The organism is Xanthobacter sp. NM-25, from assembly GCF_022138605.1.
Taxonomy (GTDB): Bacteria; Pseudomonadota; Alphaproteobacteria; order Rhizobiales; family Xanthobacteraceae; genus Xanthobacter.
In genome coordinates, this window is the sequence record NZ_JACBFS010000001.1 from 373,587 (window position 1) to 398,292 (window position 24,706).

Below are 24,706 nucleotides of genomic sequence, written 5' to 3' on the forward strand. Positions count from 1 at the left end.
CATGGCCTGCGGCCCTTTCAGTGACGTTGGGCCCGATCGAGACGCTTCTCGAGCGCCATCGAATAGCGGGACATGCCGAAGCAGAAGACGAAATAGATGAGACCGGCGAAGCCGAAGCCCGTGAACAGGGTGGTCGGCGTCGCCCAATTGGGATCGGTGAAGGCGGCCCGCATGGCGCCGAGCAGATCGAAGATGGAGACGATCAACACCAGCGTCGTGTCCTTGAACAGGCCGATGAAGTTGTTGACGATGCCCGGGATCACCAGCTTCAGCGCCTGCGGCAGCACCACGAGGCGCATCATCGGCCCATAGCGCAGGCCCACCGCCATGGCCCCCTCATACTGGCCCTTGGGAATGGCCTGCAGGCCGCCGCGCACCACCTCCGCCATATAGGCCGAGGCGAAGAGCGCGACACCCACCAGGGCCCGCAACAGGCCATCGATGGTCATGCCGTCGGGCAGGAACAGGGGCAGCATGTAGGTGGCGAAGAACAGCACGGTGATGACCGGCACGCCGCGCCAGAACTCGATGAAGAGGATGGAGCAGATCTTCACCAGCGGCACCGAGGAGCGCCGCCCCAGCGCCAGCAGGATGCCGAAGGGCAGCGACACGGTGATGCCGCTCACGGCGATCACCAGCGTCACCAGCAGGCCGCCCCACAGGCGGGTTTCCACCGGCTCCAGGCCGAAGTTCACATCCACCGCCAGCAGCACCAGCGCCAGCGGCACCATGATGGTCGCCACGGTCCGCACGGCGCCGCGCACCGCATCGGGCCCCGCCACCACCCGCGCGATGCCGCCGGCCAGCGCCGCCAGCAGCACGCTGGAGAGGACATAATCGGTCCAGAACACCCACGACACGCTCACGCCCGGCGCCACACGCGGGAACAGCGCATCGAAGCCGAGATAGCCGAGCAGGAAGTGGCGCAGCTGGAAATTGCCGCCGGTGAGCAGCACGAACGCCACCACCGGATAGACGCCGAAGAAGGCGATGGCGTTGAGGCGCTTGTAGGGCACCTGCTGCAGAACCAGCGGCAGCAGCAGCAGGGCGCCGAGGGCATAGACCACATTGACCCGCCAGCGCTCACCCGCGGGGTAGAAGCCATAGATGAGTTGGTTGATCTTGGCCCAGATGAACGGCCAGCAGGCCCCCACCGGGTGGCCCACGTCGGCGGGCAGGCAAGCGGTGCGGTTGGTGCCGCTCCATACCGCGTCCACCAAGAAGAACTGCACCAGCGGCGGCACCACCACATAGAGCAGCCACAGGCCGAACAGGGTGAGCAGCACCTGGGGCACCGTGCCCAGAAGGTGCGCGCGCACCCAGCGCACCGGGCCGCGATCGGAAACCGGCGGCGGCTCCGGCTCGCGGAATGTGGAGGAGACGAAGATGGTTTCGCTGGTCATGCTACCGCTCCACCAGCGCGACGCGCTTGTTGTACCAGCCCATGATGAGCGAGGTGACAATCGAGATCGCCAGATAGACCGCCATGGTCATGGCGATGATCTCGATGGCCTGTCCGGTCTGGTTGAGGGTAGTGCCGGCGAAGATGGCGAACAGGTCCGGATAGCCCACCGCCACGCCCAGCGATGAATTCTTGGTGAGGTTCAGATACTGGCTGGTGAGGGGCGGCACGATTACCCGCATGGCCTGCGGAATGATGACGAGGCGCAAGGTGGGCCCGGTGCGCAGCCCCAGCGAATGGGCGGCCTCGCTCTGTCCCTTCGAGACCGCGAGAATGCCCGAGCGCACGATCTCGGCGATGAAGCCGGCCGTGTAGGTGGACAGGGCCAGCAGCAGCGCCACGAATTCGGGGATGACCGAAAGTCCGCCCTGGAAGTTGAAGCCGCGCAGGTGTGGCACATCCATGTGAACCGGAAAGCCCACCAGCGCCGCGGCGATCAGCGGCAGCACGATGATCAGGCCGAGGGACGACCAGAACACCGGAAACTGCGCACCCGTGGCCTCCCGCCGCTTGCGGGCCCAGCGGGCGATAAGGAAGCTGACCACCAGCGCCAGCACCAGGGCGGCCAGGATCAGCCCAGAGCCCTCGCCGAAGATGGGCTTGGGCATCATCAGCCCGCGGTTGTTGATGAACACCGCCGGGGCGCCCAGGTCCGCGGCGAAGGCGCTGAGGGGCGCGCCGAGAAAGCCAAGGCCGATGGCCGACAGACCGGAGCCGAGGGCACCAAACAGCGGCTGCAGCCCCACACCCCAGCTCTGCCGCGGCGTGGGCAGGGCCGCCAGCACCGCCAGATACCAGAACAGGATCTGGAACAGAGGCGGCAGGTTGCGGGTGACCTCCACGTAAGCAGAGGCCAGCGCCTTGATCACCACATTCTTGGAAAGGCGCGCCACGCCCACCAGGAAGCCGAGGATGGTGGCGAGGATGACGCCAAGGAAGGCGACCAGCAGGGTGTTCAGCAGGCCGACCAGGAAGGCCCGCCCATAGCTCATGTTCTCATTATAGGGAATGAGCGTCTGGCTGATGGCGAAGCCGGCGCGGTCTTCAAGAAAGCCGAAGCCCGAGGCGATGCCGAGCCGCGACAGGTTGCCCTGCGCATTGGCATAGAAGGACCACACAAGCCAGACGAGAACGAGCCCGAGCACGATCTGAATAACAGATGAGCGGAGCTTCGGATCCGTCCACGACCAACGCCGCCGCCCGAGGGCGGGGTCAGAGAGGCGAGCATCCGACATGAAACCCTCGAAGGTGCGGAAGCTCTTCGGCTTCCAATTCTTATTTTATGCAATTTTTATGCTGTGGAAGCGGGCACACCGGCGCCCGCTTCCTTTTCGGTGAGGAAATGCCGCGCCTCAGCGCACCGGCATGCCGTACTGGATGCCGCCGTGGTTCCACAGATTGTTGAGGCCGCGCTCGATGCCGAGCGGCGTCGAGGGACCCACGTTGCGGTCGTAGATCTCGCCGTAGTTACCGGTGGCTTTCACGATCCGCACCACCCAGTCCGCGGTGAGGCCGATACCCTCGCCATACTTGCCGTCGGTGCCCAGCAACCGCTTCACTTCCGGATTGGCGGAATTGACCATCTCACCCACGTTCTTGGAGGTGACACCCAGTTCCTCCGCATCGAGCAGGGCGAAATAGGTCCACTTCACGAGATCGAACCACTGGTCGTCGCCATGGCGCACCAGCGGGCCGAGGGGCTCCTTGGAGATGGTCTCGGGCAGCAGCACGTGGTCGGCGGGATTGGTGAGCTTGAGGCGCACCGCCGCGAGCTGGGACTTGTCGGAGGTGAACACGTCGCATCGGCCCGACTCATAGGCCTTCACGGTCTCGTCGAGGGTCGCGAAGGCGATCACTTCGCGATACTTCATGTTGTTGGCGCGGAAATAGTCGCCCACGTTCAGCTCGTTGGAGGTGCCCGTCTGCACGCAGATGGAGGCGCCCTCCAGCTCCTTGGAGCCCTTCAGCCCCAGCGACTTGCGCACCAGGAAGCCCTGGCCGTCATAGTAAGTGACGCCGGCGAAGTTGAAGCCCAGCGTGGTGTCGCGCGACATGGTCCAGGTGGTGTTGCGCGACAGGAGGTCGATGGCGCCGGAGGTGAGGGCCGTGAAGCGGTCCTTGGCCGACAGGGGGGTGAATTTCACCTTGGTGGGATCGTTGAAGATCGCCGCCGCCACCGCGCGGCAGAAATCCACGTCGAATCCGGTCCATTCATTTTTGTCGTTCGGCGAGGAGAAGCCCGGCAGGCCCTGTGACACGCCGCAGTTGAGCGCGCCCCGTGCCTTGACCTCGTCGAGGGTGGAGGCATGAGCCACACCGACCAGGGACAGGAGGCCGGCGGCTGCGAGGAGGATGCGTTTCACGGAAGGTTCCTTCTTTGGATAAATCCGAGCCCACTGCCGGGCGGACCTTCCCGCTGCGGTGAAGGCTCGACGCCGCGGCCCGAGACGTCTATCCCGCCCATCACAAACCGATGTTGCGGTACGGTCAATAGCGACGCACGGCTTATCCGGGACTTATGACAGGAGCTCGAAATGGCGGATGGACACGACGGGATCGACACGGCAGGGTTGAAGACTGCCACCCAGCTGGTCCTCCTTGGCCGCGATCCCCAGCGCTTCGACGGCTTCGTCAACACGCCGGTGGTGCGCGGCTCCACCGTCCTGTCCGCCAGCTATGACGATCTCATCCACCACCGCGGCCGCTACAGCTATGGCCGGCGCGGCAATCCCACCACCGAGGGTTTCGAGGCGGCTCTGCAGGCCATCGAGGGCAGCGACGGCGTCGCCCTCACCCCCTCGGGCCTGTCCGCCTGCTCCATCGCTTTGCTCTCGGTGCTGAACGCCGGCGACCACCTCTTGATGGTGGACACCGCCTATCGCCCCACCCGCACGGTGTGCGACACGGTGCTGAAGCGCATGGGCGTGGAGACCACCTATTACGATCCTTTGATCGGCGCCGGCATCGAAAGCCTCATCCGCGACAACACCAGGGCCATCTTCCTGGAGGCCCCGGGCTCGCAGAGCTTCGAGATGCAGGATGTGCCCGCCATCACCGCGGTGGCGCGGGCGCGCGGCGTCGCCACCCTTATCGACAACACCTGGGCGACGCCGGTGTTCTTCAAGCCGCACGCGGCCGGGGTCGACATCTCCATCCAGGCCGGCACCAAATATATCGGCGGCCACGCGGACCTGAACCTCGGCACCATCTCGGCGGTGGGGCCGGCCTGGAAGAAGGTCATCACCACCCACGGCAACCTGGGCATCACCATTTCGCCGGACGATGCGGCGCTCGGCGCGCGCGGGCTGCGCACCCTGGCGGTGCGGCTCGCCCATCACCAGCAGGCGGCGCTGGAGATGGCGCAATGGCTGCAAGGCCGGCCCGAGGTCTCCCGGGTGCTGCACCCGGCGCTGCCTTCCGATCCCGGCCATGCCATCTGGAAGCGGGACTTCACCGGCGCCTCGGGCCTGTTCAGCCTCATCCTGAACCCGGTGCCGGAGCAGGCGGTGGCGGCCTTCTTCGATTCCCTGAAGCTGTTCGGCATGGGCTATTCCTGGGGCGGCTTTGAGAGCCTCGCCATCCCGTTCGATTGCAGCGACTACCGCACCGCCACGGCGTGGAATGTGGAAGGCCCGGCGGTGCGCCTGCATATCGGCCTCGAGGACACGACCGACCTGAAGGCGGACCTCGACCAGGCCTTCGCCAAGATGCGCGCCGCCGCCTGAGGCCTGGCCATGATCGTCCGCGAGCGTCCCGGCCTGGTACGCCTGTTCCTGATTCTGAGGGGCTCCGTGCTGCAGCGGATCTTCCCGCAGGTGCTTGTGGTGATGGCGCTTTCGACGGTGGTGGTGTTCGCCCACGGGCGGGCACCGGGGGCCTTCCCCACCTTCAGCGGCGCCCCCTTCGCCTTGCTGGGCATCGCCCTGTCGGTGTTCCTCGGTTTCTCCAACAATGCCTGCTACGACCGCTGGTGGGAGGCCCGCAAAGCCTGGGGCGCGCTGGTCGCCGCCTTGCGTGACCTCACCCGCCGCACGCTGCTGCTGGAGCATTACGGGCCGGATGCCGCCGCCGCGCGGTGGCGGCTGATCGACCTCGCCATCGCCTTCCCCCATGCGCTGGTGGCCCACCTGCGCCCCGGCGCCGCCGCCACATCGCTAGACCGGGTAATGCCCGCCGGCCTCGCGGCGGCGATGGCCGCCAGCCCCAATCCGCCCGAGCGGCTGCTGCGCGAGATGGGCGAGACCCTGGCCCGCCTGCGCGCCCGGAATGTGCTGTCCGACGTGGAATACCGCGCCATCGACGATGTGGTGGCGCGAATGAATGATGTTCTGGCCGCCTGCGAGCGCATCAAGAGCACGCCGGTGCCGTTCGGCTACCTGCTGCTGCTCCATCGCACCGCCTATCTGTTCTGCTTCCTGCTGCCGTTCGGCTTCGCCGACGTGCTGGGCTGGGGCACGCCGGTGGCCACGGCCCTCGTCGCCTACACCTTCTTCGGCCTCGATGCGCTGGGCAGCGAACTGGAGGAGCCGTTCGGCACCCTGCCCAATGACCTGCCCATCGCGGCGCTCGCCACGGCCATGGAGATCGGCCTGCGGGAGGCCCGGGGTGAGAGCGACCTGCCGGCGCTGCCGCAGCCGGTGGACCACATCCTGCATTGACGTTGCACGCGCATAAGGGACAACGGCCCGCGCAGCGGCTGCTGTACGGGCCGTAGATCATGTGCCAGTGAATGAGAAGAGCTCAGGTCACCGCCCGGGCCGCCCGCCGCTCGCGCAGGGCGAACTGCAGGTTGCGGATATAGATGAAGGTGCTCAGCGCCTGGCCGGCGATGAACACCGGATCACGCCGATAGAGGGCATAGACCAGGAGCAGGGTGCCGCCACCCAGCGAGAAGGTCCAGAAGGCGAACGGAATCACCGAGCGCTGGGCCCGTTCCGAGGCGATCCACTGCACCACGAAGCGCATGGTGAACATGAACTGGGCCACCAGGCCCAGCACCGTCCACCAGTCGAACTGCTCCACGAACACCTCGTGGAAGTACCGGACGATCTCCGAGAGGTAATAGACCATCTCAGCCGTGCTCCACCACGCGGGGCATGCGGCGGCGGCGAATGAGCCACCACACCCCGATGAGATCAGCCATGCCCACCCACAGGCGGTTCCAGAAACCGTATTTGGAGACGCCGTGCCAGCGTTCGCGATCCACCACCTGCACGGTGCGGATCTCATAGCCCTCGCGCCGCACCAGCGCCGACATGAAGCGGTGCAGCCCGTCGAACATGGGCAGCCGCAGGTGCACGTCGCGCCGCACCACCTTCAGGCCGCAGCCGGTATCGCGGTTGCCGTCATTGAGCAGCGCCCGGCGCACCGCGTTGGCGAGGCGGGACTGGAAGCGCTTGAAGGCGGTGTCCTTGCGGCCCTGCCGCTCGCCCTGCACCATGCCGACGATGGGACCGCCGGCATCGATCACCCGCACCATCTCCGGCAGATAGGCGGGATTGTTCTGGCCATCACCGTCGAGCAGCAGCAGCAGTTCGCCCCGCGCCGCCCAGGCGCCCGTGTCCAGGCCCGCGGACTTCCCGCAGGAGGTCTCATGCACGAAGATGCGCATGTAGGGGCGGCTCGCGGCCGCCACCCGCAGCGCGGCCAGGGTGCCATCGGACGAGCCGTCGTCGACGAAAATCAGCTCAAAGGGCTCGAACGACAGCGCCTGATCGATCTCATCGATCAGCGGCGCCACATTCTCCGCCTCATCCCGAACGGCGATGATCACCGAGAGGCGGGGGACGACAGCGGTACTTGGATCAGCGGAGGTCACGATCTCGCCTCTTCAAGGGATACGGGAGAGCGGCGGCACCAGGGCAGCAGCAGGCCGAGCCGCCGCGCCGAGGGCCCCGCCATGGGGGCGATACACCCTTCGGCGTCCACCTGGAACACCAGCCGGCGTGCGGCAAATACCTTTACCATCCACAGCACGAACACGCAGGCCACCACGCCCCCGGCGATCACATCGCTGGGGAAATGGGAGCCGAGCACCACCCGGGTCGCCGCCACCACCACCGCCAGCGCCAACAGCGCGCGCCGGGCCCGCGGGTAGAGCGCACCGAAGGCGACAGCCGTCGCGAACACGGTGGTTGCATGACCCGAGGGAAATGACGCGAACGTGGATTTCCACGCCAGCCAGTGGAACGTCAACTGCGGATATTCCCCCGGCAGGTGCCACGCCGCATAGGGACGGGCCCGCCCGAGCAGCCGCTTCACCACGGTCACCAGCAGTCCCACCCCGGCGATGGACAGGAACAGGAAGCCCAGGCGAGCGATCACCGCGCTGGCGACGCGGCGGCCCATGTCGTCCAGGGTGCCGCGCAGCGCCAGCACATAGGCCAGCAGGAGCCCGAGCGGCCACAGCACTACCCCGCCGAGGCCAAGGTCGGTCAGCCGCTCCGCCACCACCAGTACGGGCGCCGCCAGCCGGCTGCGCAGCCCCGCCACCAGCGGATCGACCAGCAGCATCGCCGCCACCACCAGTCCTATCCCCACCGCCAGGCCCGCCAGAATTTCCGGCCAGCCGGCCCGCACCACCCGCGGCGCCGGCACCCGGTGCGCCGGGCGGCGCAACAGATAGGCCAGCCCCGAGACGAGCCCAGCCACCACGGCGCGGCCGCCCTCGATCACCCGTGCGGCGGCCTGCCCGCTCGTGGCGCTCACCGGGCCGGCTCCATGGAGCGGTAGACGGTGATGCTGATGGGTCGCCCGCCGTTGTAGGTGAAGCCCTCCACGGTGGCGATGGCGCGGTACTTCAGATCAAGCTCCGCTGCCCGCCTCTGGAATGGCTTCTCGAATTTCTGGCCGATGAAGGCCAAAGCGCAACCGCCCTGCTTCAGCAGATCGGCCGAGGCGGCGGCCGAGGTGTAGCGGATGTCCGTTCCCACCAGGAAGACGAGGCTCGGCTCCTGATAGGGGATGGAGGCAATATTGCCGGCCGGGCACCCGCTCTCGGCGGCGATGGCGGCCAGCCGCTCGGAGATCCATACCGCCCGCATCTGCGGCAGCAGCAGCTGATAGACTGTGAAATAGAGCACCAAGGCCGCGCAGGCGGCGGTCAGGAACGCCCCTTCGGGCCCGGCTCCCGGAAGCGCGCGCGCAGCCAGCACCGCCAGCAGCACCGCCACCAGCAGCAACGGCCAGGCGGCGAGGCCGAAGGCGAAGCCGCTGCCCAGCACCACATAGCCGCCGCCCAGCACCACCGCCAGCACGCCGGCGAGGATGGGCCATAGCCACACCAGGCCCGCCAGCCGACTGCCGACCTTGGCGAGGCTGTTCTTCTCGATCGCCAGCACCGCCAGGATGGCGAGGCCCGGATAGAGCGGCAGCACATAATGGGGCAGCTTGGTGGCCGCCAGCTCGAAAGCGATCCAGGCGGGCACCACCCAGGCCAGCAGGAAGCGCACCCGTGGCGCGCGCCACATGCGCCAGGCGAAAGGCACCGCCATGGCCACCAGCACGATGGCCGGCCAGAAAGTGCCCCACACCGCCAGGAGATAGGTGCCGGGGGGGCCCCAATGTCCCTCTTGGCCTTCCGTCACCTTGCCCAGCATGTCGACGCCCACCGCGTGCTGGTAGAAGGCGCCGTCGGTGACGATGTAAATGGCGATGAACCACGGCAGCACCAGCAGCAGGCACCACAGCAGACCCACCAATGGCTTCAGTGGCTTGAGGAAGCGGCCGGAGCGCTCGGTGATGGCGAGCGCCAGCACCGCCAGGCCCACGAACAGCGGCCCCATGGGCCCCTTCACCAGGATGCTGGCAGCCATGGCGGTCCAGAAAATGGCCGCCAGGCCCCAGTCTCCCACCCGGGGATTGGGCGGCCGCAGATAGGCCCGGGCCAGCGCGCCGAAGGCGGCGACGATGGTGAACAGCAGCACCGCATCGGTCTTGGCGAGGCGCGCCTCGACCCCCAGCAGCACGCAGGTGGCCATCATCAGGCCGGCCAGCAGCGCCCCGCGCCGGGTGACGAACACCAGCGCCGTCCAATAGGTGAGCAGCACCGCGCCGATGGCGGCGATCAGCGAGGGAAGGCGGTAGAAGGCAATGGAGGTGCGCGCGGAAGGGCCCACCACGGCCTCACCCAGCTTCACGGAAGCGGCCTGCAGCCAGTGGATGCCCACCGGCTTCTTGTGGCGCGCCTGCACGTGGAAGCGGATGTCCACGTAATTGCCGCTCTCCAGCATCTGCTTGGTGGCCTGGGCGAAGCGCGCCTCGTCCCGGTCGATGGGCGACAGCGAGAACAGCCCCGGCAGGAAGGCCAGCAGTGCCACCACCACCAGCACGAAGCAGGCACGCCCGTGGCTGGTGGCGGCGAGATCCAGCGCCCGCGGCAGACGGTGCGGAAGGTCGAGGACGGACGCCCGGCCCTTATGGGGGGCGGGCTCTGAGATGGCCATGCTTGTGGTCGGACCCGGTTGAATTGGGCGCGGACAATAACAGAAAGCCCCGCCCCGGAAAGACCCGACCCGACCGCAGGAAGGTGCCCCCGCCCCGCCTCACGCCATCGACCCGTGCCAGCGGCACCTCGTGGCAAAGGAACAGGGCAAAGGAAAGGCGCGAATTGCCACGGCGCCCGCCCCTGCGGACAGCCGCGGCCCGCCGCCTCGACGCGCCGCGCCGCGACCCGGCACCGGGCCTATTTGGTTAGGATCAGCTTGTTCTGGGCGGTGAGCCGCAGCTGATAGGTCTGGTCGCCATGGGCGATGGTGATGAGCCGGCCGGCCACGAACAGGTCGCGGCTGTCGAGCTGGGTATCCACCATCGGAATGGCCCGCACCGGGCCGGAACCGCCGCCCGACCACCCCTCGCCCATGGGCTGAGCGTCTGACCAGGCGGCGCGGAGATATTCTTGCTTGGTCATTTTTGAATCACTCCAGATCACTGATTGCCATGAACCGCAGTATTCAAGCTTCATTCGGCTACTTTAGAAGCATTCAATATTACAGTCTTCAGCCGTATTGTTTGGATAATACGTGCTGTCGCGTGGATCAACATGGCATGCGACGATATGGAGACATTCTCAATCACGCGGGCATCGCGCACCGGCCGCAAGCGCCCCGCTTAACCCCTCACCAGCGCAGCAGGCGCGCGCCCAGCACCGCCCCCAGCGCCCCCACCGCGCCGATGGCAAGGGTGTACCAGACGGCCACGAACAACGGCGAATCGTCCGGGCAATGGGCGGCGTAGAAGAACGCGCCGATGGCGCCGGCGAGCAGCCCCGCCACCAGCCCGGCCACCGGCGCCTGGGCGGGGGCGCCGCGCCGCAGCGCCCAGAGCGCCAGCGCCAGCGGCGCCAACGACAGGCCCGGCACCGCCACCAGGCACACCGCCCAATTGGTGCCCACCAGCCGCGCCTGCCAGCCGGTGGCCGGCACGCTCAGCAGTTCCACCACCACCGCGCCGACCAGCAGCACCGCCGGCAGCCACAAAAGCCGCAGCGCGCGCAGGTGATCGGCACCCGGGCGCGACAGCACCAAAGCCAGGCGTGCCGCCGTCACCACAAGGCTTGCGGTGACCGCGAACTTGAACAGGAAGCGTGGCGATGCCAGCGCCGCCGCGAAATCAGGACGGGGCCCCAAAGTGAGCAGCAGCGCCACCGCCGCCAGCAGCCCGCCGGCGATCACCGCGCCGATGAGGCCCGCCACCAGTGACGGCCCATGGGGGCGGGCATCGGCGGCGAGAGCCAGGATCAGGTCGTCGGTCTTCATGGCTTGGCTCCTCCATAGGCCGCGGCGAGACGCTTCAGCGCGCGGTGCAGTGCCACCCGCACCGCCCCCTCGCTCATGGCCAGGCGCTGGCCGGCTTCCCGCGCGCTCGCCCCCGAGAGATAGACCGCCTCCACCACCGCGCGCTCGCGGTCGGACAGGCTCTGGGTGAGGCGGGCCACATCGCGTTCCGCCAACCCCGCCTCGGCCGGCTCCGGGGCGGCCACCTCCTCCAGCACCGAGTCCAGGGCGTCGAGGGGCACCTCGGCGCGACGCCCCTGGCGGCGCAGCACATCGAGCGCCTTGTGGCGGGTGATAGCCCATACCCAGGGCATCAATGGCGTGCTGCGGTCCCAGGTCTGCCGCTTCAGATGAATGGCAAGCAGGGTCTCCTGCACCACATCCTCGATCTCGCCCGAGCCCTGTCCGGCGCGTGCGAGCATGCGTTGCGCCACGCGCCGCAGCACCGGCGCGAGTTCGCTGAGCAGGCGATGGTAGGCCGCCGTGTCGCCGTCCAGTCCGGCACACATGAGCTGGGCCCAGTCCTCGCGCATGGAAGCGACGATGTTCACCTCCCCTGTTCGCGCGCCGGCGCACCGACGTTACAGCCGCCCGCAGAATTTCCGACGATCGCCGCCGATGCGAACACAGGCGCGTGATGCCGGTAACGCCGCCCCCGGTGGCCGCGAAGTGCGGATGAGGTCGCGATGGACGCGGCCTTTCTCACACGGAGCAATCCCATGAAGCCTGTCGCCACCCTCGCCATCCTTGGCAGCCTGGCCGCCACCCTCGCCGCCGTCTCCACCCCCGCCGCCGCCCAGGAGGCGGGCAAGGAGAAGTGCTTCGGCGTCGCCCTCAAGGGCCAGAACGATTGCGCCGCCGGTCCCGGCACCACCTGCGCCGGCACCGCCAAGATGGACTATCAGGGCAATGCCTGGAAGCTGGTGCCGGCGGGCACCTGCACCACCCTCAAGACCCCCCACGGCATGGGCTCCCTCACCCCCATCAAGTCCTGACCCCGGCGGCCGCGTCCGGCCGCCGCGCCGCCACCATCCGGGCGCCCCGCGGCCCGGGTGGTGGCCGGCGCACACCGTGTCACAGGAGAGCCCCATGCCCGCGCATCCGCCCCGTCACGACGTCGCCGTTGGCGCGCTGCCCGCCGGCCCCGGCGTCGGCTACAAGCCGCAGCATTTCGCGGCCATCACCGCCGCCGCCCAGCCGCTCGCCTTCTTCGAGGTGCACGCAGAAAACTACATGGGGGACGGGGGCCGCCCCCATGCGGACCTGACGCGGCTGCACCAGGATTATGCCGTGTCCATCCACGGCGTCGGCCTTGGCCTCGGCGGCAGCGCGCCGCTGGATGCGGCCCACCTCGCCCGTCTGGTGCGGCTGTGTGATCGCCACCAGCCGGAGCGTTTCTCCGAGCACCTGGCCTGGGCCGGCCACGACGGACTCTTCCTCAATGATCTGCTGCCCCTGCCCTACACGCCCGAGCGGCTCGATCAGGTGGTGGCCCATGTGGACCAGTTGCAGGAGGCGCTCCGCCGCCAGATCCTGCTGGAGAACCCGGCCACCTATCTCACCTTCGCCGAAAGCACGATCCCCGAGCCCGAGTTCCTCGGCGAGATCGCCCGCCGCACCGGCTGCGGCCTGCTGCTGGATGTGAACAACCTGTTCGTCTCCGCCACCAATCACGCCCTGAGCCCGCAGGCGCTGCTGCGGGCCTTTCCCCTCGCGCCGGTGGGCGAGATCCACCTGGCGGGCCACGCCTCTGCCACCAGCGCGGGCCCGGCACCGCTGCTGCTGGATGCCCATGGCGGGGTGGTTGCAGATCCCGTCTGGGCACTTTTCGAGACCGTCATCGCCCGCACGGGTCCACTGCCCACGCTGATCGAATGGGACAATGACGTCCCCGCCTGGCCCGTCCTGCGGGCCGAGGCCGAGCGTGCCGGCGCGGTGCTCGCCCGGTGCCGGAAGGCGGCTTGAGATGACCGCGCCCGCCCTGCCCCCGCAAACCGGCGATGCCGCCTTCGCCCACGCCTGCCTCACCCCCGCGGCGCCGCCGCCCCAAGGCCTGCGCGCCGCAGGGGGCGATCCCGTGGCCCGGCGCTTCGCCATTCACCGCACCACCGTGCGCGTCACCCTGATTGATGCCCTGGCGGTGGCGTTTCCGGTGGTGCGGGCGCTGGTGGGCGACGCCTATTTCGTCGCCGCCGCCGGCGCTTTCGTGGCGCACAACCCGCCACGCTCACCGGTGCTGGCGCATTACGGCCAGGAGTTTCCCGAGCATCTGGCGCAGCTTCCGGGCACCGCGCCGCTGCCCTATCTGCCCGACGTGGCGCGCCTGGAACGGCTGATGATCGAGGCCTATCACGCCGCCGATGCCCGCGCCGCGTGCCGAGCCGACCTCGCGGCCGAGACCCTCGCCGCCGCCGCCACCCTGCCTCTGGCCCGCCATCCCGCCACCCGCTGGCTGCGCTCGCCCTGGCCGGTGGTCACCCTGTGGCGCATGAACAGCGGCCACCTGCCACTGCGCCCGCTGGACCAGTGGACCGCCGAGGCGGCCCTGGTCACCCGGCCGGAGCTGGACGTGGAACTGTCGCTGCTCCCCCCGCACGGCGAGCGGCTGCTGGAGGAGCTGGCGACGCCGCGCACGCTCGGCGCCCTGGCGGAGCGGCTCGCGGCACCGGCGGATCTCGCCACCGTGCTGCCCCCGCTGCTCGATCGGGGGGCCCTCACCTGGCCAACCACAAGCCAACCGCGACCGGGAGGTGCCTCGTGATGACCACACTGCCCCTGTCCCGCTTCTGGGATGATGTCCTGGCGCTGGGCGCCCGCATCTTTCCCGCCGGCGTCTTCTTTCAGTCGGGCCTCACCAAGCTCGACGCCAACGGACACGTCTCCGACAGCGCCATCTACCTGTTCCGGGAAGAGTATCGCCTGCCGCTGCTGGACCCCACCTGGGCCGCCCACATGGCGAGCGCCGCCGAGCTCGGCCTGCCGGTGCTGCTGGTGGCCGGGCTCGCCACCCGGCCCGCCGCCTTCGCCCTGCTGGTAATGACCCTGATCATCGAGATCTTCGTCTATCCCGATGCCTGGCCCACCCACGGCACCTGGGCCACCTTGTTCCTGCTGCTGGTGCTGCGCGGCCCCGGCCGGCTCTCCCTCGACCACCTGCTCGCGCGCTGGTGGGCCCGGCGCCGTGAGGCGGCCGGCGAGCCGCGCCCCTAGCCGCCGTGGGCGAGGGCGCAGCCGCTGGCCGCGGTGAGGCCGTTGGGCGCGCCCCAATCGTTCTGCGGCAGGTTCGCATAGGGCCCGTCATAGACCTGCTTCTGCTTGGCGAACTGGGTCACCTGGCCCGTAGCGGGATCGAAATCGATGATCCAGAAATAGTCGTAGGTAGCCCCCGGCCAGGAGGCCAGGGCACCGGGCACATCCTTCAGCCCCAGCAGCCCATAGAGGGTGGAGGGGGCTTCCGGCCGATGGCCCGAGGCCTTTGCGCCATCCTTGTGCCCGCCGCCCTTGTGTGCCCCCTCTGTCTGGCCGCTGTCATGGGGAGCATCGCCGTGGGCCTTCGCCGCCCCGGCGGCCGGGGCCTTCTCCTTCTTGGCGATGTGGTCGTGCTCCCAGGTGATGACCACGGTGCTGCCGTTCCAGATCGGGTCGGCGAGCAGGTTCTGAACCAACTGCCCGGTCCGCACGTCGATGGTGTCATCCAGCGCCTGGGCGCTGCCGCCGGGCAGGCTCGAATAGATGGTCACCGGCATGGCCCACGACATGGCCGAGGGTGAGATGGTCTCCAGCGTGTGCAGGGTGACGGCGAAGAATGCCTTGGGCGTCTCGCCGGGGCGAAACAGGCTTTGGGTCGCGCTCTTGCCGAGATAGCGCGCCGCCAGCGCCTGGGCCCGTTCGGCGCCGGTCGCGCACAGGCGATAGGCATCCTGCTTCTCGCCGTGGCGCAGCAGGATGATGCGGGCCGGGGCCGCCATAGCCGCCGTGGTGGCGAGCCCGAACACACCCGCAAGCGCCGCGACAGCAAGGCCCGTGCGGCCCCTGGCAAGCCTTCCGACAGCCGCGCCGCGACCCTCCACCGTGCGCATCGTCATCCCCCATCTCCCCAGAATCGAAGCCGGAGAGCAACTTAACGACTGGCCGCACCACACGCAGCGTCAATTTCAGGACCCATCGCCCCATCACCCCCGTTGCGGCAAGGCCCTTCACACTCCGGCGCGAACGTGCTTCAAGGCGAGCAGTCAAGTGCAAGGTCCGGATTGGAGGCGGGGCACGTCCATGCTCACTATCAGGTTGGCATCCAGCGCTCGGGCCATGATGCTGCTGACAGGCCTCACCGGCCTGAGCGCCGTGGCCGTGGCGCAGAACTCGCGCCCCCACGTGGTCATCACCCCGCGCGTCATCCAGCTGCCGGTCATTCCCCAGGGCAATTACCTCGATCCGGGCCCTGGTCCGGCGATCCGCCCCGACGTGAAGATCGGCAACGACCGCAACATGAACTACGCCTTCCCGCCGGATCTCACCGGCGGCTGGGGCGGTGGCCCGCCCGGCGATCCCACCAACAACGGCTCCTGGAGCCCGCTCGCCGGTAACACGCCGAGCTTCTGAGGGTTTGCCGCCTAGCAGCTCCCTTTTGCTGAGCAGAACAGGGGCGCGATGAAAACCCTGTTTCTGCCCGGCGCCGGCGCCAGCGCGGACTTCTGGAAACCGGTGGCCCGGTGCGCCGGGATCGAGGGGGTGTTCCTCTCCTGGCCCGGGCTCGGCCATGAGCCGGCCCGCGCTGATGTGAGCGGCCTCGACGACCTGGTGGCGCTGGTTCTGCGGGAGATGGACGAGCCCGTCCATATGGTCGCCCAGTCCATGGGTGGGCTGATCGCCGTCAAGGCCGCCCTGGCGGCGCCGCACCGGCTGGCGCGACTGGTGCTCACCGCCACCTCTGGCGGCATTCCGACCACCCCGCTCGGCGCCATCGACTGGCGACCGGACTATTACCGCACCTATCCTAGCGCCGCGCGCTGGCTCGCCTCCGCCGGCGCCGACCTCTCCGCACAGATCGCGACCCTGCGCACGCCAACCCTGCTGCTGTGGGGGGATCGTGATGCCATCAGCCCGCTGCCGGTGGGTGAGCGGCTGGCCGCCCTGCTGCCCGATTCGCGGCTGCATGTGGTGGCCGGCGGCGACCATGACCTGGCGCAGACCCATGTGGAGGAGGTCGCGGCGCAGGTTCGCGCCCACCTCGTCCCCGGCTCCTGACATCGCGGACAGGGCGAAGCCGCGGGCAAAAAGAAAACGGCGGGGACATCCCCGCCGTTTCCAAACATCCGGTCTGAACCGCTCGTCCGCGCTCAGCGCTTGGAGAACTGGAACGAACGACGCGCCTTGGCCCGGCCGTACTTCTTGCGCTCGACCACGCGGCTGTCGCGGGTGAGGAAGCCGCCCTTCTTGAGGGGGGAGCGCAGTTCCGGCTCGTAATAGGTGAGCGCCTTGGAGATGCCGTGACGCACCGCACCGGCCTGGCCGGAGAGGCCGCCGCCGGCCACCGTGCACACCACGTCATACTGGCCTTCACGGGCCGCGGCCTGGAACGGCTGGTTGATCATCAGACGCAGCACGGGACGGGCGAAATACACCTCGATATCCCGGTCGTTGACGGTGATCTTGCCGGTGCCGGGGCGAACCCACACGCGGGCCACGGCGTCCTTGCGCTTGCCGGTGGCATAGGCGCGGCCGAACTTGTCCAGCTTCTGGACATGCACGGGAGCAGAGGACTCCTCGGTGGCGATGGACGCAGCGCCGAGGGCGTCGAGGGACTGGAGAACCTCGGCCATGTCAGTTCCTCACGTTCTTACGGTTGAGAGCCGCCACGTCGAGAGCGACCGGCTGCTGGGCCTCGTGCGGGTGGGACGGGCCCTTGTAGACACGCAGGTTGCCGAGGATCTTGCGGCCGAGCGGGCCGCGGGCGAGCATGCGCTCCACCGCCTTCTCGATGACCCGCTCCGGGAAGCGGCCTTCGAGGATGAACTTGGCGGTGCGCTCCTTGATGCCACCCGGGAAGCCGGTGTGGTGGTAGTAGGCCTTCTGGTCCTTCTTGCGCCCGGTGAACACCACCTTCTCCGCGTTCACGACGATGACGTTGTCACCGCAGTCCACGTGGGGGGTGTAGATGGGCAGATGCTTGCCCTTCAGGCGCATGGCGATGATGGTCGCGAGACGGCCCACTACGAGGCCGCTGGCGTCGATCACCACCCACTTCTTTTCGATATCGGCGGGTTTGGCCGAATACGTCTTCATGGGTCGGTTTCCGATTATAAAGGCCGGCCCAGACGGCAGGTCCAAGAACCCACCCCACGCTCCGGCGATGTAGGCGGCTTGTAGCGGACCCCCAAAGGCGCGTCAACGTCATTGCGCCACAATTTATATATGAATATCAATTACTTAGAAAAATGGTAATTTAACACCATCAAAAAAGTGCCGGAAATTCGGAGGGTTCCGCCCTCCCTTGCCGTTCGACCACCGCAGACCTCCGCTCAGGCCCCGACTTGCGGCCGGGCGGGCGTGGCGGTGTCCACTGCCGGGCGGGCATAGGTGGAGAGGGTGACGCGGTTTCGACCGCTCTGCTTGGCGATGTAGAGAGCGGCATCCGCATCGGCGAACAGCTCGTCCTGCGGCCGCCCGCCATCGGCGCACGCGGCCACACCGACCGACAAAGTGGCGTGAACTTCGCCTTCCGGCAGAGTGATGATCAGCGCTTCAAAGGCCCGGCGAATGCGTTCGGCCACCACCTCGGCCTGCCCGAGCGCCGCGTGGGGCAGGCGGCAGACGAACTCCTCGCCCCCCAGCCGAAAAGCCTGATCGCTGCGGCGGATGCAGCGTTCAATGGCCCGCGCCGCCTCCACCAGCACCGCGTCGCCCACGTGATGGCCAAAGCCGTCGTTGATCTTCTTGAAGTGGTCGATGTCGATCACCAGCAGGGCATAGGGCGCCTGGCTCTCAGCGCCGGCGGCATCGAAGGCGCGCCGGTTCAGCAGCCCGGTCAATTGGTCGTGCAGGGCCAATTGGTGATACTGCTCCGCCACCCGCTCGCGCGAGAGGGAGACCATCAGAATGGTCACCGCCAGCGCCACCAGCAGCACCGCCAGATTATAGGCGATGGCCGCCCAGGCTTCCGTCGGGCCCAGCCCCAGGGGGGCCGGCAGGACCGGCGCATAAAGATGGCTGACCACCTGGAATACGGCGTTCGCCCCGAGAATCGCCGCCAGCGCCGCCCGCGAGGGCAGCGGCTCTTCCTGCCGGCCGCGCCAGAACTCATAAGCGGCCAGCCCGTTGAACGCGCCGATGACCAGGCCGCGCACCACCGAGCTGACATAAGCCTCGGGGGCGCCGGGGGCGCCGATGCCCGGCAGCAGGCACCACACGGCGATGACCGCCACGACCGGCAGCAGCACCCCGCGATGACCGTTGAACACGCGCGCCGCCTGCCACACGGCGCCATAGGCCAGCATGATCAGCACCACGGCCAGCCGCGGCGCCAGAACATCCGGCAAGGCATCGTGGCCGGCGCTGGCGCCCGCCGCCAGCAGGCCGAAGACGAACGGCAGGCACCACCACAGCAGCCCGCCGGTGCGCGATTGCCAGAACCAGTAGAACAGAAACAGGCTCCCCAGGACGGCGAGCGCGACGCCATTCCAGATGATGAGGGTTTGGATGTCGATCATGGTAACAGCAGCGAGAGGTGCGGGCAGCGCGTCCGTTCTAGACCTTCGCGCGGCGTTCCGGAATGGAGTAAGTCGCCACGCAATGAGCCACGAGGTCGCGGTCGGACGCACCGCGGATGCCCACATCCCCCACCGCCAGCCGTTTCCCCAGCTTGATCAGCCGGGCATCGGCGAAGATGGCACCCGGTTCCGGCTTGCGCAGGAAATTGATGTTCAGGCTGGTGGTGACCGCCAGTGCCACGGGCCCGATCCGCGCCAGCAGGGCCACATAAACCGCGATGTCGGCCAGCGCCATCAGGGCGGGCCCGGAAACGGTGCCGCCCGGGCGCAGATGCTCGTCCGCCGCATCGAGCCGCACGGTCACGAGGTCGGTGCCCACCCGCTCGATGTGGTGGGCGCGCCCGGGGCCGAAGGCCTGGGGAAACTCGACGTGGAGAAACCGCTCCATCGCCGCCTGGCTCATCGCCGCCTGCGCCACCCCTGCGTCCATGCCCGTCATCCCTCGCCTCCCCATCGCTGCCCCACCATGCCGGCTTATATGCCGGCCGAGCTTTGGCTCGCGCCGCGCTTGCGCATAGAATGCCGCGAACCAAGAGCAAACGCAGCACCACCGGGAGAAGATCGCCCATGCCCGTTCCCACCGCCGCCCACGCCGAGACCTCTTCCACCCCGGAAGCCGTGCTCAAGACGGAGCTTCGGGACGGCGTCGCCACGCTCACCCTGGCCCGCCCGCAGGCGCGCAACAGCCTGTCGGAAGCCATGATGGCGGCCCTCACAGGGGCGTTGGCGGAGATCGCCCGGGACGACGCCGTCCGCGCCGTGGTGCTCACCGCCGAGGGGCCGGTGTTCTCCGCCGGCCATGATCTCAAGGAGATCCAGGGTCATCGCGGCGATGCCGATCGGGGCCGCGCCTATTTCGAGGACGTGCTGAAGCGCTGCTCCACGCTCATGACCGCCATCGTGCGGCTGCCGCAGCCGGTGATCGCAGCGGTGGAAGGTATGGCCACCGCGGCCGGCTGCCAGTTGGTGGCGAGCTGCGATCTGGCGGTGGCCGGCGCGGATGCCCGCTTCTGCACGCCCGGCGTCAATATCGGCCTGTTCTGCCACACCCCCATGGTGGCCCTGACGCGCAACCTCGCGCCCAAGCACGCGCTGGAAATGCTGCTGCTGGGCGAATGGGTGCTGGCGGAGGATGCCTATCGCATGGGCCTGGTGAACCGGGTGGTGGAGCGGGGCGCCGCCGTCACCGCCGCCACCGAGCTCGCCGGGCGCATCGCCGCCAAGTCACAGGTGCCGGTGAAGCTCGGCAAGGCCGCCTTCTACGCCCAGGCCGAAATGGGGCTCGACGACGCTTATGCCTATGCCTCGCGGGTCATGACCGAGAACATGCTGGCCCGCGACGCGGACGAAGGCATTTCGGCGGTGCTCGCCAAGCGCGCGCCGCAGTGGGAGGACCGCTGAGGCGGCGCGGTTAACCTTCTCTCAACCATAAATCGGCTCTTCTGCCAGGAGAGGCCCCAGCACTGCGCCGGGGCAACGGCAGGACAAACCCCATGGTCCCGCGCATCACGGTCCCGAAGCTCCCCCAAGGAGTTGGCGCCCGGTGGTCCCGCCTGGTCGCGACGCCCCACCGGGTGGGCGGCTTTGGCGCGGGCGCGGCGGTGCTGGCGGCACTGGCGCTGGCCAGCGCCCTGCCACCTCGCTTCTCGGCCACCGCCGCCGTGACCTTCGATGTGGGTGCGCAGCCCCCGGCCGCGATGGTGAAGGGCATCAGCCAGGTTCTGGCCTCGCGCGAGATGGCGCGGGATGTGATGGGCCACCTGTCCGCCGCCGATGTGGCGCGGCTCGCGGCGGGCGACAGCCTGTTCGCCGCAGCCGCCGAATCCGATGCGAAGACCCTCGCCGACGAGGCGGCGCGGCGCACCGTCCAGGCGGTGGAGATCTCCGCCCAGGACGGCGGGCGCACCCTGCGCATCTCGGTATCGACCCCAACCCCCAATCTGGCGGCCCGCCTGGCCAATGCCTATGTCACCGCCGCCGTCGACCTCAATGCGGGCACCCGGGCCACCAGCGGGGCCGGCGCCGGCCGGCTCCCGGGATTGAGCGCGGGAATACCCGCCACACCGCGCCTTGTTCCCGATCTGCCGGGGCCGGTGTCCCTGGCGCTGCTGGCCGCCGCCATCGGCACCTTCGGCCTGGGCCGTCGCCGGCGACGGGAGCCGCCGCGGCAGGGGCGCCTCAATCCGTCCGACCTGCCCCGCGAGCTTTCCAGCCACCATCGCATCAGCTGGCTCGATGGCACCGAGAGCCGTGGCCTGCCCATCGCCGATGCGGTGCCGCTGCTGGTGCCCCATGCCCGGGCGGTGCCGTCGGCCGCCGCCGGGCGCATTCGCGGGCGCCTGCTGCTCGTCACATCCGATGGCCTGCCCGAGCCCGCCAATGCCTGCGCCACCACCCTCGCCCGCCGGCTGGCGGATGAGGCCGGCGTGGTGCTGGTGGTGCTGGGCCACACCGGCAACGGCACCGAGATGCTGGCCGATCTCGGCTGCGAGGTCAGCGCGCCGGGCATGCGCGAGCTGCTGCTCGGGCGCGCCCGCTTCGGCGAGACCCTGCATCGCGATCCCCACTCCCGCGCCCACATCATCCCACCCGGTCATCTGCCCCCCGGCAGCACCAATGCCATGGGCCTCGACCCGGCCAGCGCCAGCCCCCTGGCGGCGGTGCTGGAGGCGCTGCGGCACACCTATGATTATGTGGTGGTGGCCAATCCGCCCCTGGTGGCCGACGACACGGCCTTGCCCAGCCTCGACCCGCTGGTGGTCTGCCTGCACGCGGACAGCGCCCCGGCGACAGCGGCGGTGGAGAGTTTCGACGCCCTGGCCCGGATGCGCTTCTCGCGGGTGGTGATGCTGCGCCACGAGACCGGCGAGCCGCCGGCGGATGCCCCGCTGGGCGACGATCTCCTCGTCGCGGCGCCGATCACCGGCCCCCTGCCGATGCCCAGCCCCGCGCCCACGGCGGACGCCGAAAGCGCACCGGCGGAACCGGCGCATATGGAAGACGAGCCGCTGCCGGCCCTGCGCGGCGCCGCCTGAACCTTCAGGCCTTGCGGTCGGGCCGCTCCATCCACGAGATGAGCACGCCGGCGGGCAGCACCCACAGGCTGCCCAGCAGCACGTAGCACACGGTCTGCAGCGCCCAGTGCAGTTCGGTGACCCGGCCTTGCGCCAGTGCCATGGCGCCAAGGGCCCACACCACCACCAGAGCCAGCATCAGCACGGTGCCGATGAGCTTGCGAACGCGCTGGGGCATGGTCGCGGGGCCTCCTGTTCCATGGACGATCGCGCGCCTTGTGGCGCGCCGCTCCCGCCCTCTATAACGGATTGGCCGCGAGAGCCACGGCAGAATGGCCCGCCGGCGGGAGAGAACGCCATGCTCCAGCCCAGTGGACCCGTCGCGGGGCCGCGTGACGCCGCGCGATCAGAGACGCCATCGGCCGATGCGCTGCGGCCGGTGCGGCTGTGGCTTTATGCGGTCGCGGCCCTCATCATCGCCATGGTGGTGGTGGGCGGCGCCACCCGTCTCACCGAATCCGGCCTCTCCATCACCGAATGGAAGCCGGTGACCGGCGCCCTGCCGCCCTTGTCCCCGGCCGAGTGGCAGGCCGAGTTCGAGAAATACAAGGCCATTCCCCAATACCAGATCCTCAACCAGGGCATGGGGCTCGCCGCGTTCCAGCGGATCTATTGGTGGGAATGGGGGCATCGGCTGCTGGGGCGGCTGATCGGCGCCGCCTTCCTGCTGCCGTTCCTCTATTTCGCTGCCCGCGGGCTGCTGCGCGGCCGCCTGCTGCGGCGCTGCCTCGGCCTGTTTCTGCTCGGCGGCCTGCAGGGCGCGGTGGGGTGGTGGATGGTGGCTTCCGGCCTCACCCTGCGCACCTCGGTGAGCCAGTATCGGCTCGCCGTACACCTCACCCTCGCCTGCCTGATCCTGGCGGCCGTTGTCGCGGTCGCCCGCAGCCTCACGCCCCGGGCCGCCCTGCCCCCGGTCGCCACGCGCGTGCGCTGGGGGGCGCTGGCGCTACTCGCTCTGGTGCTGGTGCAGATCTTCGCCGGCGGACTGGTGGCGGGGCTCGATGCCGGCATGGCCTTCAACACCTGGCCGCTCATGGACGGGCGCCTCATCCCGCCCCTCGACCAGTTGGCGCCGCAGCGGCCCGGCTGGGTCAATCTGTTCGAAAACCCGTTCACCGTGCAGTTCGATCACCGCATGATCGCCTATGCGCTGTGGGGCTTCAGCCTCGTGCACGCGCTCGATGCCGGCCGCGCCGATCCCCGCGCCGCCCGTGGCGCCTGGCTTTTGTTTGCGCTGGTGAGCGTGCAGGCGGGGCTCGGCATCGCGACCCTGCTGCTGATGGTGCCGCTGCCGGTGGCCCTCGCCCATCAGCTGGGCGCGACCCTGGTGCTCGGCGCCGCCGCCATCCATGCCACGGATCTTGCGGCCCGCCGCCCGGAGGAGGCCGGCGTGCCCCTGCTGCGCGTTCAGCGCAGCAGATAGGCGACCACCGGGGCCATCATCACGTTGAACAGCCCCGCCAGCACCATCACCAGGCCGGCGATGGAGCCTTCCTCGCCCCCGATCTGGTGCGCCTTGGCGACGCCGGCGCCATGGGCGCCCATGCCGAACAGCGCGCCCCGCGCCAATGTGGAGCGCAGCGGCATCACCTTCAGCAGGATCTCGCCCAGCGCCGCGCCGACCACGCCGGTGAGCACCACGAACACCGCCGTGAGATCGGGAATGCCGCCGATGTCATCGGACACCGCCATGGCGAACGGGGTCGAGGTGGAGCGCGGCATCAGGCTGAGCTGCACCGTGTGGGAAAGGCCGAGCCAGGAGGCCATGAAGAAGGCGGCCACCATGGCGATGGACGAGCCCACCAGCACCCCCAAAAGCAGCACCGGCCAATGGCGCAAAATCATCGCCCGCTGCTCGTAGATGGGAATGGCGAAGGCCACCGTGGCCGGGCCCAGCATCAGCACCAGCCAATGGGTGGAGCGGATGTAGTCGGCGTAGCGCGCATGGAGGCTGAGGGCGATGAGCCCCACCATGATGGGCGTCAGCAGCAGGGGCGAGGTCCACCAGAACCGCCAGCGACGGCCGATGACCCGGGCGATGAGGTAGCAGCCGATGGTGACTGCCGACCACAGAAGGGTGGCTTCGAAGGGATCAAGCGCCGGCATGATGTGCCTCCCGCCGGGCGCGCCAGCGGTAGCACAGGTCCACCGTCAGCGCCGTGCCGCCCATCACCAGAACCGTGCCCACCAGGATGACGGCGACGATCTTGAGGCCGAGCAGGCCGACGAATTCATGATGGTCCAGCACCGCCATGACCGCCGGCACGAAGAACAGCAGCATCTCGGCGATCAGCCAGTAAGCACCACGCCGCACCGCCGCCGGGCGGATCCAGCCGCTGGCGAGCAACGCCAGCACCACCACCATGCCGACAATGCCGCCGGGCAGCGGCAGTTGCGCCAGCCGGACGATGGCCTCGCCCAGCATCCAGAACAATGCGAGCACGACGATCTGCAGCAGCCCCGAGCGATGGAGCACAGAACGGAAATAAAGGGCGCTGCGCCGGAACGCGCGCGCGGGAGCGGGCATTTTGGTAAACATGGTGGGCACCTCCAGTGCCGACACCGCTAAGATAGTCACGCCCCGACTATAATGAAAATGAATTGACTGAATTCAATTCATTCCATATAGGC

Annotated in this window: 29 protein-coding genes; 11 read left to right on the top strand and 18 right to left on the bottom strand. The window is 68.9% G+C overall.

Annotation, left to right across the window (positions count from 1 at the left end):
- Positions 1-17: 17 nt before the first annotated feature.
- The 3 genes from MEU52_RS01750 to MEU52_RS01760 form a co-directional block, all read right to left on the bottom strand.
- Positions 18-1,403 (bottom strand): amino acid ABC transporter permease, encoded by a 1,386-nt coding sequence (locus MEU52_RS01750; RefSeq protein WP_238121679.1) that lies wholly within the window; start codon positions 1,401-1,403, stop codon positions 18-20.
- A 1-nt stretch (position 1,404) separates the two neighbouring features.
- A complete protein-coding gene (locus MEU52_RS01755; protein WP_238121678.1) occupies positions 1,405-2,697 on the bottom strand; it encodes an amino acid ABC transporter permease in 1,293 nt (430 codons plus the stop codon).
- Positions 2,698-2,814: 117 nt separating this feature from the next.
- Positions 2,815-3,825, bottom strand: coding sequence for an amino acid ABC transporter substrate-binding protein (locus MEU52_RS01760; RefSeq protein ID WP_238121677.1), 1,011 nt, complete (start codon positions 3,823-3,825; stop codon positions 2,815-2,817).
- Positions 3,826-3,996: 171 nt separating this feature from the next.
- Between MEU52_RS01760 and metC the strand changes: the two genes are divergently transcribed.
- Positions 3,997-5,187 carry a cystathionine beta-lyase gene (gene metC / locus MEU52_RS01765; RefSeq protein WP_238121676.1) on the top strand — a complete coding sequence of 397 codons (1,191 nt, stop codon included), beginning with the start codon at positions 3,997-3,999 and terminating at the stop codon, positions 5,185-5,187.
- A gap of 9 nt (positions 5,188-5,196) precedes the next feature.
- Positions 5,197-6,120, top strand: coding sequence for a bestrophin family protein (locus tag MEU52_RS01770; RefSeq protein WP_238121675.1), 924 nt, complete (start codon positions 5,197-5,199; stop codon positions 6,118-6,120).
- Between the two features lie 82 nt (positions 6,121-6,202).
- Here the strand turns inward: MEU52_RS01770 and MEU52_RS01775 are convergent, their stop codons facing one another.
- From MEU52_RS01775 to MEU52_RS01805, 7 genes are all read right to left on the bottom strand, one after another.
- Positions 6,203-6,532: a lipid-A-disaccharide synthase N-terminal domain-containing protein gene (locus MEU52_RS01775; protein WP_238121674.1), complete on the bottom strand. Its 330-nt coding sequence runs from the start codon at positions 6,530-6,532 to the stop codon at positions 6,203-6,205.
- 1 nt (position 6,533) lies between these two features.
- Positions 6,534-7,280: a glycosyltransferase family 2 protein gene (locus tag MEU52_RS01780; protein WP_238121673.1), complete on the bottom strand. Its 747-nt coding sequence runs from the start codon at positions 7,278-7,280 to the stop codon at positions 6,534-6,536.
- On the bottom strand, positions 7,277-8,170 hold the full coding sequence (locus MEU52_RS21905; RefSeq protein WP_238121672.1) for a phosphatase PAP2 family protein: 894 nt from the start codon (positions 8,168-8,170) through the stop codon (positions 7,277-7,279). The genes MEU52_RS01780 and MEU52_RS21905 overlap by 4 nt, the downstream gene beginning before the upstream one ends.
- Positions 8,167-9,906 (bottom strand): ArnT family glycosyltransferase, encoded by a 1,740-nt coding sequence (locus tag MEU52_RS01790; RefSeq protein WP_238121671.1) that lies wholly within the window; start codon positions 9,904-9,906, stop codon positions 8,167-8,169. Before MEU52_RS01790 ends, MEU52_RS21905 begins: the two co-directional genes overlap by 4 nt.
- Positions 9,907-10,145: 239 nt before the next feature.
- The gene (locus MEU52_RS01795; protein ID WP_238122021.1) at positions 10,146-10,322 is read right to left on the bottom strand and encodes a hemin uptake protein HemP; all 177 of its coding nucleotides are present in this window, start codon (positions 10,320-10,322) and stop codon (positions 10,146-10,148) included.
- A gap of 256 nt (positions 10,323-10,578) precedes the next feature.
- A complete protein-coding gene (locus MEU52_RS01800) occupies positions 10,579-11,217 on the bottom strand; it encodes an NrsF family protein (RefSeq protein WP_238121670.1) in 639 nt (212 codons plus the stop codon).
- Positions 11,214-11,786 (bottom strand): sigma-70 family RNA polymerase sigma factor, encoded by a 573-nt coding sequence (locus tag MEU52_RS01805; RefSeq protein WP_337927124.1) that lies wholly within the window; start codon positions 11,784-11,786, stop codon positions 11,214-11,216. Before MEU52_RS01805 ends, MEU52_RS01800 begins: the two co-directional genes overlap by 4 nt.
- A gap of 168 nt (positions 11,787-11,954) precedes the next feature.
- Here MEU52_RS01805 and MEU52_RS01810 point away from each other — a divergent pair, with 168 nt between their 5' ends.
- The 4 genes from MEU52_RS01810 to MEU52_RS01825 all read left to right on the top strand — a co-directional run bounded on the left by MEU52_RS01810 (position 11,955) and on the right by MEU52_RS01825 (position 14,445).
- Positions 11,955-12,230, top strand: coding sequence for a BufA1 family periplasmic bufferin-type metallophore (locus MEU52_RS01810; RefSeq protein WP_238121669.1), 276 nt, complete (start codon positions 11,955-11,957; stop codon positions 12,228-12,230).
- 94 nt (positions 12,231-12,324) lie between these two features.
- Positions 12,325-13,200: an MNIO family bufferin maturase gene (bufB, locus tag MEU52_RS01815; RefSeq protein ID WP_238121668.1), complete on the top strand. Its 876-nt coding sequence runs from the start codon at positions 12,325-12,327 to the stop codon at positions 13,198-13,200.
- A gap of 1 nt (position 13,201) precedes the next feature.
- On the top strand, positions 13,202-13,996 hold the full coding sequence (locus tag MEU52_RS01820; protein WP_238121667.1) for an HvfC/BufC N-terminal domain-containing protein: 795 nt from the start codon (positions 13,202-13,204) through the stop codon (positions 13,994-13,996).
- Complete coding sequence (locus tag MEU52_RS01825; RefSeq protein ID WP_238121666.1) at positions 13,996-14,445, top strand: DoxX family protein; 450 nt, start codon at positions 13,996-13,998, stop codon at positions 14,443-14,445. The genes MEU52_RS01820 and MEU52_RS01825 overlap by 1 nt, the downstream gene beginning before the upstream one ends.
- Here the strand turns inward: MEU52_RS01825 and MEU52_RS01830 are convergent.
- Positions 14,442-15,320 (bottom strand): histidine phosphatase family protein, encoded by an 879-nt coding sequence (locus MEU52_RS01830; protein ID WP_238121665.1) that lies wholly within the window; start codon positions 15,318-15,320, stop codon positions 14,442-14,444. The two genes, MEU52_RS01825 and MEU52_RS01830, sit on opposite strands and share 4 nt — an antisense overlap.
- A gap of 220 nt (positions 15,321-15,540) precedes the next feature.
- Between MEU52_RS01830 and MEU52_RS01835 the strand changes: the two genes are divergently transcribed.
- Together MEU52_RS01835 and MEU52_RS01840 are read left to right on the top strand one after the other, a co-directional pair.
- Complete coding sequence (locus MEU52_RS01835; protein ID WP_238121664.1) at positions 15,541-15,834, top strand: hypothetical protein; 294 nt, start codon at positions 15,541-15,543, stop codon at positions 15,832-15,834.
- Between the two features lie 48 nt (positions 15,835-15,882).
- Positions 15,883-16,479, top strand: a complete 597-nt coding sequence (locus tag MEU52_RS01840; RefSeq protein ID WP_238121663.1) for an alpha/beta fold hydrolase — start codon at positions 15,883-15,885, stop codon at positions 16,477-16,479.
- 92 nt (positions 16,480-16,571) lie between these two features.
- Here the strand turns inward: MEU52_RS01840 and rpsI are convergent, their stop codons facing one another.
- The 4 genes from rpsI to MEU52_RS01860 all read right to left on the bottom strand — a co-directional run bounded on the left by rpsI (position 16,572) and on the right by MEU52_RS01860 (position 19,440).
- Entirely contained in the window at positions 16,572-17,054 is a 483-nt protein-coding gene (gene rpsI, locus MEU52_RS01845) for a 30S ribosomal protein S9 (protein WP_238121662.1), read from the bottom strand.
- A gap of 1 nt (position 17,055) precedes the next feature.
- Positions 17,056-17,517 (bottom strand): 50S ribosomal protein L13, encoded by a 462-nt coding sequence (gene rplM / locus MEU52_RS01850; RefSeq protein WP_238121661.1) that lies wholly within the window; start codon positions 17,515-17,517, stop codon positions 17,056-17,058.
- 236 nt (positions 17,518-17,753) lie between these two features.
- Positions 17,754-18,941, bottom strand: coding sequence for a GGDEF domain-containing protein (locus tag MEU52_RS01855; protein ID WP_238121660.1), 1,188 nt, complete (start codon positions 18,939-18,941; stop codon positions 17,754-17,756).
- Positions 18,942-18,978: 37 nt separating this feature from the next.
- Entirely contained in the window at positions 18,979-19,440 is a 462-nt protein-coding gene (locus MEU52_RS01860; protein WP_238121659.1) for a PaaI family thioesterase, read from the bottom strand.
- Between the two features lie 128 nt (positions 19,441-19,568).
- Here MEU52_RS01860 and MEU52_RS01865 point away from each other — a divergent pair, with 128 nt between their 5' ends.
- Together MEU52_RS01865 and MEU52_RS01870 are read left to right on the top strand one after the other, a co-directional pair.
- Positions 19,569-20,402: an enoyl-CoA hydratase gene (locus MEU52_RS01865; protein WP_238121658.1), complete on the top strand. Its 834-nt coding sequence runs from the start codon at positions 19,569-19,571 to the stop codon at positions 20,400-20,402.
- 92 nt (positions 20,403-20,494) lie between these two features.
- A complete protein-coding gene (locus MEU52_RS01870; protein ID WP_238121657.1) occupies positions 20,495-22,036 on the top strand; it encodes a hypothetical protein in 1,542 nt (513 codons plus the stop codon).
- Positions 22,037-22,040: 4 nt separating this feature from the next.
- On the opposite strand, the gene MEU52_RS01875 is transcribed toward MEU52_RS01870, so the two are convergent.
- Positions 22,041-22,253, bottom strand: a complete 213-nt coding sequence (locus tag MEU52_RS01875; protein WP_238121656.1) for a DUF2842 domain-containing protein — start codon at positions 22,251-22,253, stop codon at positions 22,041-22,043.
- Between the two features lie 120 nt (positions 22,254-22,373).
- Here MEU52_RS01875 and MEU52_RS01880 point away from each other — a divergent pair, with 120 nt between their 5' ends.
- Positions 22,374-23,498 carry a COX15/CtaA family protein gene (locus MEU52_RS01880; RefSeq protein WP_238121655.1) on the top strand — a complete coding sequence of 375 codons (1,125 nt, stop codon included), beginning with the start codon at positions 22,374-22,376 and terminating at the stop codon, positions 23,496-23,498.
- Here MEU52_RS01880 and MEU52_RS01885 read toward each other — a convergent pair.
- Positions 23,483-24,181, bottom strand: a complete 699-nt coding sequence (locus MEU52_RS01885) for an LrgB family protein (protein WP_238121654.1) — start codon at positions 24,179-24,181, stop codon at positions 23,483-23,485. The two genes, MEU52_RS01880 and MEU52_RS01885, sit on opposite strands and share 16 nt — an antisense overlap.
- A complete protein-coding gene (locus MEU52_RS01890) occupies positions 24,168-24,602 on the bottom strand; it encodes a CidA/LrgA family protein (RefSeq protein WP_238122019.1) in 435 nt (144 codons plus the stop codon). The genes MEU52_RS01885 and MEU52_RS01890 overlap by 14 nt, the downstream gene beginning before the upstream one ends.
- Between the last annotated feature and the right edge of the window lie 104 nt (positions 24,603-24,706).